This is a genomic window from Syntrophales bacterium (assembly GCA_030018935.1).
Classification (GTDB): Bacteria; Desulfobacterota; Syntrophia; order Syntrophales; family CG2-30-49-12; genus CG2-30-49-12.
The window spans coordinates 1-10,390 of sequence record JASEGZ010000060.1 but is presented as its reverse complement, the minus strand read 5'-3'; the positions used below and the strand labels follow the sequence as shown (position 1 = coordinate 10,390).

Below are 10,390 nucleotides of genomic sequence, written 5' to 3'. Positions count from 1 at the left end.
TGAACTTTACGCGGTCTCAACTTCCTTCGGAAGTCGAGTTTTGCAATTGGCTCAAAGAATTATAAAATCTCGTAAATGATAACTAATGAATGAAGAGAGAATTTAAAGGAAACCAAGAAAAGCGGACAATAAATACATTGGGAACCAGGCAGAACTTCGCACAACATGATGTTTGTGGTTCGCTATGCTCACCCAAATTGCCCTTTGGGCAACTTCACAAACACCAGAAACGTTAGCCGACATGCCCTTAGGAGGAAAAGAAAGTTGTGGGACTTGATGAAGTTGACGTTAATGATGTGGAGGCAGCTTTTGAGCGGATACGTGCTCAAGCTGCAGCAGAGGACATTCGCATTACCCAGCACGCCCAGCAAGAAATGGTTGAAGAGGATATTACGCTTGATGAAATCATGGAAGCTATTGCTACAGGCCGAATTTTGGAGAATTACCCTGGGCACCGCCGCGGAGCTTGTTGTCTGCTCAATGGTTTTGCACGTAGCGGCCGTCCTATACATATCGTGTGTACGACAGCACGACCTGTGCTTATCATCGTTACGGTCTATGAACCCAGACCACCAAAGTGGATGACACCTACCCAAAGGAGGCAGTAGAGATGAAATGCAGTATTGAAACATGCCCTGGCGAATATGAAGAGCGACAGATTGTGCACCCCGTACGCTATCATGGTCAAGTGATTGTTATTGATCACGTTCCAGCAGAGGTTTGCTCAGTTTGCGGGGACGTACTTCTAAAGCCAGAAACAGTACGTCGGATTGAAGCATTGTTGCTAACAACGACCCGTCCAGTGGTGACAGTTCCTCTTTATGAGTATGCTTAAGCGGGCACTTCAGCTAACACAGCATAAAAGATGCTTTGCAACAAACTTGAGAAGTCAGAGTCCAAGGACTCAAAGGGAGTGGCATGATTGAGCCTGATTTTGAAAAGGGCGAAGGTCTGGTACCGGTCATCGTTCAGGATAACGAAACGGAAGAGGTCCTGATGCTGGCCTATATGAATCGTGAGGCATGGTTAAAAACGCTCGAAACCGGTAGAGCTTATTACTTTAGCAGGTCGAGAAATGCCTTATGGAACAAGGGTGAAATGTCAGGTCATGTCCAGTTAATCAGGGATATCCTAATTGATTGCGATGCCGATACTATTCTCCTGAAAGTCCAACAGATCGGTGGAGCTGCATGTCATACCGGTTACAGGTCATGTTTCTACAGAAGACTGTCCGCAGGAAAGGTCGAGACCGTGGGAGAAAGGGTATTTGTCCCGGAGGATGTTTATAAATGAAGTTGAAATTAGGAATACCAAAGGGAAGCTTGGAATCAAATACGATCGAGCTGTTTAAAAGAGCGGGCTGGCGTATCTCTTACGACAGCAGGAGCTATTTCCCCGATATAGACGACGAGGAAATTTCCTGCACCCTTGTGAGGGCCCAGGAGATGTCAAGGTACGTTGAAGATGGAACCCTTGATATCGGTCTTACCGGGAGAGACTGGATCATGGAAAATAATTCAGACGTCGTTGTTGTTCAGGACCTTATTTACTCAAAGACATCGCCCCGAGAGGCAAGGTGGGTGCTGGTCGTCAGAGAAGACTCCCCCATCAGTTCCATAGAGGATTTAGAGGGGAAAAAAATATCAACAGAACTGGTTAATTTTACAAGAAAATATTTCAAGGAGAGAAACATCAATGTTCATGTTGAATTTTCCTGGGGGGCAACGGAGGCCAAAGTTGTCGAGGGCCTTGTGGATGCCATTGTGGAGGTTACGGAAACAGGAAGTACCATCAGGGCCAACAAGTTAAGGATCATTTGTGAATTGATGAAGACCAATACCCAGTTGATTGCCAATCATGGGGCATGGAAGGATCCCTGGAAGCGGCGAAAGATAGAGCAGATAAGGACACTTCTCAACGGTTCCCTGGGGGCCATGGGTAAGGTCGGCTTAAAGTTAAACGTTTCCAGGGCAAATCTCGAACGTGTTGTCCTTTTGCTTCCCTCCCTGAAAGCGCCGACGATATCCAGTTTGCATTCAGAAGATTGGTTCGCCGTTGAGACCGTCGTGGGCAAAAATGCTGTCAGAGATTTGATCCCCCTCCTTCAGGAGGCGGGGGCGGAAGGGATTATCGAATATTCCCTGAATAAGGTCATCTAAGGGGAAAGATGGTGTTGTTATGAAGCGGATGGGAAAAGCATACAGAAAAACAACCGAAACAGAGGTATCGGTGGAGATCACCCTTAATGGCAGGGGAAGGGGTGAAATAACTACCACCATACCTTTTCTTAACCATATGCTGGACCTTTTTGCAAAACATGGCCTGTTTGACCTGACTGTAAAAAGCAAAGGGGATACTGTCATAGACGATCACCACCTCGTCGAGGACATAGGAATCTGCCTGGGAGAAGCCACTAAAGAAGCCTTAGGTGACAAAAAAGGGATAGAACGTTACGGGTCAGCGGTGATTCCCATGGATGAGAGTTTATGCAGTGTGGCGGTGGATATCTCCGGGAGACCTTACCTGATTTACCATGCTGATTTTGGCAACAAAAAGATCAGAGATTTTGATCCCGCCCTGCTAAGGGAATTTTTTAAATCCTTCTCAGACCATAGTGGAATAACCCTGCACATCAATCTCATATATGGCAAGAATAATCATCATATCGCAGAGGCAATCTTTAAGGCCTTCGCCCGCGCCATAAGAGAAGCATCATCCCCCTACGACCGGATAAAGGGTGTACTGTCTACAAAGGGAAGCCTCTAAACAACAACAATAGTCGTACGTCATATGTCGTATGACGTATGTCGTATATTTTCCCAGCGGTTGTTTTTATCCACTTTGTTTTCTGCTGAATGCCTACTTAACTTGAGGGAAAGGGATGGATAACCGTGGATAGCTTTATCAGTTTTTTAAAACGGGGGGGCGGCCTCTTTTTTTTATGTCTTATCCTCTCCGTGGTCACTGGTTGTCAAGAGAGGAGGGATGCGATAAGCCCTCTCACGGAGGAGGGAAAACCTGCCCTGCGCCGTATTGCCATTGTCCCTTTTCAGCAGGTAATCCCAAATCCCCCCAGCCCCCCTTTGGAAAAGGGGGGTGAGGGGGGATTTTCCAAAACTGTCCGCTGTCCCCTGTGCGGGGCCACCTTCCTTACCGATAAATCTCCAGGGAATGCGGAGAAGGTAGCAGAAGGTATATTTGTTCAGTGGCTTGAGGAGCACAGGAAATTCAATCTCATCCCGTCTGAAGGGGTAACTGGTATTTACAGGCGTATATCTGCTGAATCCTTCAAGACAACCCTTCCTGAGATATTAAAAAAGGTTGGCCGTGAACTGGAAGTGGATGGAATTGTCGTCGGATATGTCTACCGCTACAGAGAGAGAAGGGGATACCCTTATTCTGTTGAAAAACCCGCCTCGGTGGCCTTTGATATCCATCTGGTCAAGGTTAGCGACGGAACATTAGTATGGAAGGGCACGTTCGACAGAACACAGAGTTCACTGCTGGAAAATATTTTTCTTATCTCTTCCTTCTTTAAACACAGGGGAAGGTGGGCAACGGCAGAGGAATTAACAAAAGAGGGCATGGAGGAAATCTTGAAAACCTTTCCCCAGGGGCGGTAAGTCATAAAACATAGTCATAAGTCATATGTCATATGTCGTAAGTCAAAAATTCGAGGACATATGACGTACGACTTATGACGTATGACGTATAAGAGTCGAGATGGGAGTCGAAAGTTGATCATCATACCTGCGATTGATTTAAAAGATGGTGCCTGCGTAAGGCTTACTCAGGGAGACTTCCGGCATGTTACCGTATATTCTGACCATCCTGTTGAGATGGCAAGATTCTGGAAGGAAAAGGGAGCCAGACGCATCCATGTGGTTGATCTTGATGGCGCCCTCGCCGGTTCTCCCCGAAACCGGGAGGTGATCCGCAGGATCGTAGAAGAGGTCACGGTGCCGATACAGGTTGGCGGTGGAATCAGGGATATGAATACCATTGATACTTATATCAATATGGGAGTTCATTGGGTTATCTTAGGAACGGTAGCCTTGAAGGATAGAGCGTTTGTCAGGGATGCCTGCAAGTCTTACCGGGGTAAAATCATTCTCGCAATTGACGTCAGTGATGGCCGGGTAGCAGTCAGGGGATGGACGGAGACGACATCTGAGTCCGCGGTGGAGATAGCCAGAAGTTATGAGGGATATGGTCTGAATGCCATCGTGTATACTGATATCAAAAGAGATGGTACGGAAACAGGTATCAATATCGAGGCCACGAAGAACCTTGCCGAATCTCTCGATATTCCGGTAATAGCATCGGGAGGTGTATCAGGTATCCATGATATTGAGAGACTTACGGAAATAGAACATCTCGGTGTGGCCGGGGTTATCATTGGTAAGGCCCTTTACACGGGGGACTTATCCCTCGAGGATGCCATACAGGCAGGGGACAGGGGAAAGGAATTAATCTCTGCGTACTCTGCGCCTTTGCGGTGAAAAAGCCTAACCGCACAGCTCGAAAAATTTAGTGGAGGTAGGAAGAGATGGAGGACTGCATATTTTGTAAAATAGTCAATGGCCTTATGCCTTGCAGTAAAGTTTACGAAGATGAAAAAACCGTTGCCTTTGATGATATCCATCCCGTAGCCCCTGTTCACGTCCTTGTCGTTCCCAAACAGCATATTCCCACCATCCTGGATGTGGGGGCTGAAGAGATGGATTACTTAAGTGCCATGGTTGCTGCTGTACAGGAGGTAGCAAGAATTAAGGGCATTGATCAGAGGGGCTTTAAAACGGTGATAAACTGTAACGAGGAAGGGGGACAGCTCATCTACCACCTTCACATGCATGTTTTAAGCGGGAAAAGACTTTCCCTCAAGGATAAGCTGGTCTGATTTTATAGCATCACACGTTGACAAATCATTAAAGCAACATATCTTAAGTTGAGGAAAAGTAGGTTGAAGGGATACATTCCAGCAGATAAGATCGAGGAGATAAAGAACCGGACAGACATCGTCAGTGTGATTTCGGAATATCTCACCCTTAAAAAGGTGGGGAGAAACTTTCGTGGTCTCTGTCCCTTTCATAAGGAAAAGACCCCCTCATTTACCATTAACTACGACAAACAAATATTTTACTGCTTTGGCTGTGGCGAGGCGGGTAATGTTATTACCTTCTTAATGAAGATAAACAATATTTCCTATCCCGAAGCGGTAAGGTATTTAGCCAGAAAGACCGGTGTCGTTATCCCGGAGAGGGTCATGAGCCGTGAGGAAAAGGAACGTATCGGTCTCAGGGAGCAGCTCAACCGGGTCAACGAGATGGCGGCAGTATACTTTTCTAAAAACCTCTCCTCGCCGGCAGGGAAAGGAGCACGAGAGTATCTAAGGAATAGAGGAATACAGGATACCGCCCTCATCGGCGAATTTCGCCTCGGATTTGCCCTGGATGGGTGGAGACACCTCAGAGATTTTTTGGAGAGGGAAGGGGTTCCTTTAAAACTTGCCGAACAGGCAGGTCTGATTACCAGAACAGATGAAGGAGACCTTTATGACCGGTTTCGGGGGAGGTTGATCTTTCCGATAGAAGACGTTGGTGGTCATGTTATCGCTTTCGGCGGAAGGATCTTAGGGGACGGAGAACCAAAATATCTCAATTCACCTGAATCTCCGGTGTACGTCAAGGGAAAGAATCTCTACGGCCTTGCCAAAACCAGGGAAGCCATACAGAAGAAGGGTTATGCCATCCTTGTGGAAGGGTATTTCGATCTGATTGCCCTCTTGAATGCCGGTATTACCAATGTCGTTGCCCCTCTCGGAACGGCACTAACGAAGGATCAGATTGGACTGATCAGGCGATATACGGGAGATGTAGTTGCCATATTTGATCCCGATGAAGGAGGGAAAAAGGCCCTGGCACGAAGCCTCGAACTATTCCTTGCCGGAAACATTCGGGCAAAGGCCGTCATTCTTCCCGATAATTACGATCCCGACAGATACGTTAGGACATACGGAAGGGAAAGCTTAGAAGAGATTATTACCCATGCTCCGACGATGGTTGATTATTATATCGAAAACATCGTAGGCAAGAAAGGGGGTACCATCGAGGATACCAGCGATGCTGTACATAGGGCCGTATCGTTTATCGCCAATATTGATGATGCCATTAAGAGGAATCTCTTTATAAAAAGGGTGGCGGAAAAACTCGGTATTGATCAGGAACTTCTGAAGATGGAAGTCCGTAATTCTTTGACTCCCTCTAATTACCAAGGCACAGAGGCACAAAGGCACAAAGGCACAAAGGCAGACAAGGTGGAGTTAAGTCTTATTCATATCATGCTGGAATACCCTGATAAGATTCCTGCCATCGTAGAGACAGGCGTCCTCGATTACTTCATGAACGAGGAACTGAGAGCATTGGGTAAATTATTGCATGAATCCCCTGATAGGGATGGAATGGGGGGTCTGGATACCTTCCTGATCATAGATCGTCTCGGTAATGAATCTCTCAGGGGGAGACTTTTGAAATTAGTGGCCGATGAAAGCCCCTACAACGAAAAGGTAATCGACCAATTAATTGACGATACGATAAAACAGATCAAACGGAAGTGGTATAAGGAAAAACTCAGAACTTTAGAAACGAAACTTACAAAGGCTGAGGAGGTAAATAATGGGGAGCTATGTGGCTGCCTCCTGGAGGAAATTACTAGAAGAAAAAGTGAAGAGCAGAGATTGTAATTGTATAAAATTTTAAATGGAACAGGGAGAAACCAATATGGGGAAAAAAATAGAGGCAGAAGAATTTAAAAAACTGATCTCACTGGGTGAAGAAAAGGGATTTCTAACCTATGATGATGTCAATGATTTACTGCCATCTGACGTCTCTTCTGACAAGATCGATGACATTATTATGCTCTTCGGTGAGAAAAACATTGACATTATTGATACGGAAAAGGGCGAAAAGCTTGTCGTGAAAAAAACAACGGAGGAGGAGGGAACTCCTGAAACCAAGGGTGCAAGTGCCTATGATCTTATGCCCGCCATTGTTAAGACGGGTGACCCGGTAAAGATATACCTCCATGAAATGGGACTTGTATCTCTGCTCTCCCGGAAGGAGGAAGTCGAAATCGCGAAAAAGATCGAAGAGGGAGCGAGAGAGGTTATGACCGCCGTCTTCAGTACAGCGGTTTCCATCAAGGATGTGGTGGATACCGGTGCGAAATTGAAGAGTGGAGAACTTCGCATAAAGAATGTCTTGGATAATCTTGAAGATGAGGATGGCTTTGTAGAAGAAGATGTACATCAAGAAAGGGTTTTAAAACTCCTCGGCAAGGTAACGATACTGGACAACAAAAATGACATCCTCAAGCGGAAGCTAAAGAGAAAGGGGCTTAATGGTAAACAGCGAATTATCATAAAATCGGAACTGGAAAAGAACAGAAGGGCCATCATACATCTGTGCAGAAAAGTAAGGTTCAGTAAAAAACAGGTAGAAAGACTGGTTTTAAGACTCAAGGATTATGCAGCGGAGATAGAAAAGGCGGAAAATGATATTCACTCTTGTAAAGAGGAAACAGGCATGTCCATTACCCAGATGGAGAAGATCTGGGCTCGTATGGAAACATCAAAAAAGGAAGAGCAACTGGTGGCCAAGGAGACCGGTATCGCTATTGACAGGTTAAAGGAATATGAGATAATTATCAGGGAAGCTAAGAGAAGGATCAAGAAGATTGTAGAGGAAACAGAACTTCCCGTTACTTTCTTGAAGAAAGTGATTGCCTCTATAGAGAAAGGGGAAAGGAAGGCGGAGACGGCAAAAAGAAGGCTGGTTGAAGCAAACCTCCGTCTGGTTGTCAGTATTGCGAAAAAATATACCAATAGGGGATTGCAATTCCTGGACCTGATCCAGGAGGGAAATATCGGGCTGATGAAGGCCGTGGATAAATTTGAATATCAGCGGGGATACAAATTTTCCACTTACGCCACCTGGTGGATCAGGCAGGCGATCACGCGAGCCATAGCCGATCAGGCGAGAACAATAAGAATTCCCGTGCACATGATCGAGACGATTAACAAACTGATCAGAACTTCCCGCTATTTAGTCCAGGAATTGGGGAGAGAGCCTACCCCTGAAGAGATTGCTAATAAGATGGAGTATCCTCTGGAGAAGGTCAGAAAAGTCTTAAAGATAGCCAAGGAACCTATATCTCTGGAGACACCTATCGGCGAGGAGGAAGACAGTCACCTCGGTGATTTTATAGAGGACAAGAAGATTATGTCTCCTTCAGACGCGACGATAAGGATGGATCTTGTTGAACAGACAAGAAAAATACTGACCACCCTAACTCCGAGGGAGGAGAAGGTGCTCAGAATGCGTTTTGGTATCAGTGAGAGGCCCGATTTCCCCTCAGAGGGAGTGAGAACTCTAACAGATACCAGAGAACGGGCAAGGCAGATTGAGGCTAATACCTTAGGAAAATTTAGGAATCCTTCCCGAAAAAGAGTATCAAAGCATTAGCGAAATTAGATATTGACAAGAAATGAGAATAAAGATAGGATAAACAGGGCCCATAGCTCAATTGGTAGAGCCACCGGCTCATAACCGGTAGGTCCCTGGTTCGAACCCAGGTGGGCCCACCTGTAATGGTGGAAGGAGGATGGACAGCTTGTTGTATTTTGCAGTCATGATGAAAGGAGATCATCATGAAAGTTTAAGTGTGCGAGGAGTATATCCTCTACAGAAAGTGCACCACTGAGCTGGTGCATTTTTTTTGGGACTTCCCCTTATGTCTTTTTATTTTTGCTGAAAACCGAAAGCTGATAACTGAACGTTTGCGGTTTAAGATGAAACATCCATGCCGACGAGTCGGCACAAGGAAGAGTGAAAATATATTATCCTCCCCTAACCCCCCCCATCAAGGGAGGGGAAGTGGGTTGGTATTCCGTCAAGGGAGGAAGTCCCCTCTCCCCTTGTGGGAGAGGGTTAGGGTGAGGGGTATTTTCAGGTGAAAGGGGTTCATTATTGAGAGAGCAATTGTCCATTTTGATAGAGCTGCAAAAAGTTGAAACGGAAAATAGCAGGATAAATATCACAAAAAATAGAGAGTTGCCCAACCGGATTATAAAATTAGATGAGGCGCTTGGAGCTTTCAATGCGTGTGTAGAGAAAGAGCGGAAGAAACTTGATGAATTGAATAAGAAGCATAGGGAAAAGGAAGAGAAACTGAAGAGAGGAAACGAGAGCCTGAAAAAGAGTAAAGAACGTCTCTTCGAAGTAAAAACCAATAGGGAATATCAGGCAATATTGAAAGAAATTGAGATTATCGAGGGGAAAAACTCTGAGATAGAGGATGAGATTATCTCTCTCCTGGAGGAAATTGACGGGATCAGGGCCGTGTTAAAAACTAAAGAGAGAGAACTTGAAACTCATCAGCAGCAATATGAACAGGAGAAGAGAAAAATTGAGGAGGAAATGCGTTCCCTTGATTCTGACCTTTTATCATGCGAGCAGAAAATTCGTGATCTCAGAATGCAGATAAATAATGGCCTTCTCAAGAGATATGAAACAATCAAAGTTAGAAACAATGGTTTGGCTGTCGTGTCGGTGTGGAAGGAGGTTTGCGACGGCTGTCACATGAATATACAACCTCAGTTATATAATGAGTTACAAAAGTCCTCAGCGTTATTATCCTGTCCTAATTGCAACCGTATTATCTACTGGTATAATAAGGATAAAAGAGGTTAATTTGATATTAAACCTTTACACCGATGGGGCATGTCGGGGGAATCCTGGTTACGGTGGCGCTGGTGTCGTCCTGACAGATGAAAAGGGAAACATTGTGGGGACCACCAGAAAATTTCTCGGTTTGTGCACGAACAACCTGGCTGAGTACAGGGCATTGATCATCGGTCTGGAAGAAGCTTTGAGGAGGCGTTGCAGGCAACTTCACATCTTTCTTGATTCCGAATTGCTGGTTAAGCAGATCAACGGCGCCTATCGGGTAAAAAACGACAAATTGAAAATACTCATGGGAGACGTCAAAAGATTACTGGCCTCTTTTGACGGATATGTTATAGAACATATAAGGCGTGACAAAAATCGAGCAGCAGATAAGTTGGCCAATCAAGCCATTGATGAGGCATTGCAAACATTATGACCGGTAATTGTAACGATTTTATCATGCCTCGAGATATCGAAAGACGTCATACTTGTCAATTGACAGGAGGGAAGAATAGCTCAACCTGGGTGTTAGACTGTTAAGGTGTTGGAGTAGATCAGATGATCGCTGGTCCGGTTTTCCGGGCTGGAGGAAAGTCCGAGCTCCACAGGGCAGGATGGTCGCTAACGGCGACTGGGGGTGACCCTAAGGAAAGTGCCACAGAAAA

At 45.6% G+C, this 10,390-nt stretch carries 11 protein-coding genes and 1 tRNA gene; all 12 read left to right on the top strand.

Features of this window, described 5'->3' with window-relative positions; translation table 11 throughout:
- The first annotated feature begins 266 nt into the window (after positions 1-266).
- The 12 genes from QMD03_09355 to QMD03_09300 all read left to right on the top strand — a co-directional run bounded on the left by QMD03_09355 (position 267) and on the right by QMD03_09300 (position 10,161).
- Positions 267-608, top strand: coding sequence for a DUF4258 domain-containing protein (locus tag QMD03_09355; GenBank protein ID MDI6777417.1), 342 nt, complete (start codon positions 267-269; stop codon positions 606-608).
- 310 nt (positions 609-918) lie between these two features.
- A complete protein-coding gene (hisI, locus tag QMD03_09350) occupies positions 919-1,293 on the top strand; it encodes a phosphoribosyl-AMP cyclohydrolase (GenBank protein ID MDI6777416.1) in 375 nt (124 codons plus the stop codon).
- The gene (gene hisG / locus QMD03_09345) at positions 1,290-2,159 is read left to right on the top strand and encodes an ATP phosphoribosyltransferase (protein ID MDI6777415.1); all 870 of its coding nucleotides are present in this window, start codon (positions 1,290-1,292) and stop codon (positions 2,157-2,159) included. Before hisI ends, hisG begins: the two co-directional genes overlap by 4 nt.
- Before the next feature lie 19 nt (positions 2,160-2,178).
- A complete protein-coding gene (hisB, locus tag QMD03_09340; GenBank protein ID MDI6777414.1) occupies positions 2,179-2,766 on the top strand; it encodes an imidazoleglycerol-phosphate dehydratase HisB in 588 nt (195 codons plus the stop codon).
- A gap of 125 nt (positions 2,767-2,891) precedes the next feature.
- Entirely contained in the window at positions 2,892-3,623 is a 732-nt protein-coding gene (locus QMD03_09335) for a hypothetical protein (GenBank protein ID MDI6777413.1), read from the top strand.
- 114 nt (positions 3,624-3,737) lie between these two features.
- Positions 3,738-4,502 carry a 1-(5-phosphoribosyl)-5-[(5-phosphoribosylamino)methylideneamino]imidazole-4-carboxamide isomerase gene (gene hisA / locus QMD03_09330; protein ID MDI6777412.1) on the top strand — a complete coding sequence of 255 codons (765 nt, stop codon included), beginning with the start codon at positions 3,738-3,740 and terminating at the stop codon, positions 4,500-4,502.
- A 47-nt stretch (positions 4,503-4,549) separates the two neighbouring features.
- Positions 4,550-4,900, top strand: a complete 351-nt coding sequence (locus QMD03_09325) for a histidine triad nucleotide-binding protein (protein MDI6777411.1) — start codon at positions 4,550-4,552, stop codon at positions 4,898-4,900.
- A gap of 63 nt (positions 4,901-4,963) precedes the next feature.
- Entirely contained in the window at positions 4,964-6,742 is a 1,779-nt protein-coding gene (gene dnaG / locus QMD03_09320; GenBank protein ID MDI6777410.1) for a DNA primase, read from the top strand.
- 37 nt (positions 6,743-6,779) lie between these two features.
- Complete coding sequence (gene rpoD, locus QMD03_09315) at positions 6,780-8,522, top strand: RNA polymerase sigma factor RpoD (GenBank protein ID MDI6777409.1); 1,743 nt, start codon at positions 6,780-6,782, stop codon at positions 8,520-8,522.
- A 46-nt stretch (positions 8,523-8,568) separates the two neighbouring features.
- A tRNA-Ile gene (locus QMD03_09310) sits at positions 8,569-8,641 on the top strand.
- 385 nt (positions 8,642-9,026) lie between these two features.
- Positions 9,027-9,749: a C4-type zinc ribbon domain-containing protein gene (locus QMD03_09305; GenBank protein MDI6777408.1), complete on the top strand. Its 723-nt coding sequence runs from the start codon at positions 9,027-9,029 to the stop codon at positions 9,747-9,749.
- A 1-nt stretch (position 9,750) separates the two neighbouring features.
- A complete protein-coding gene (locus QMD03_09300) occupies positions 9,751-10,161 on the top strand; it encodes a ribonuclease HI family protein (protein MDI6777407.1) in 411 nt (136 codons plus the stop codon).
- Positions 10,162-10,390: the final 229 nt, after the last annotated feature.

Coding starts and splice junctions, on each gene's coding strand:
- hisI (MDI6777416.1), top strand. CDS start 919: ATGATTGAGCCTGATTTTGAAAAGGGCGAAGGTCTGGTACCGGTCATC.
- hisG (MDI6777415.1), top strand. CDS start 1,290: ATGAAGTTGAAATTAGGAATACCAAAGGGAAGCTTGGAATCAAATACG.
- hisB (MDI6777414.1), top strand. CDS start 2,179: ATGAAGCGGATGGGAAAAGCATACAGAAAAACAACCGAAACAGAGGTA.
- QMD03_09325 (MDI6777411.1), top strand. CDS start 4,550: ATGGAGGACTGCATATTTTGTAAAATAGTCAATGGCCTTATGCCTTGC.
- rpoD (MDI6777409.1), top strand. CDS start 6,780: ATGGGGAAAAAAATAGAGGCAGAAGAATTTAAAAAACTGATCTCACTG.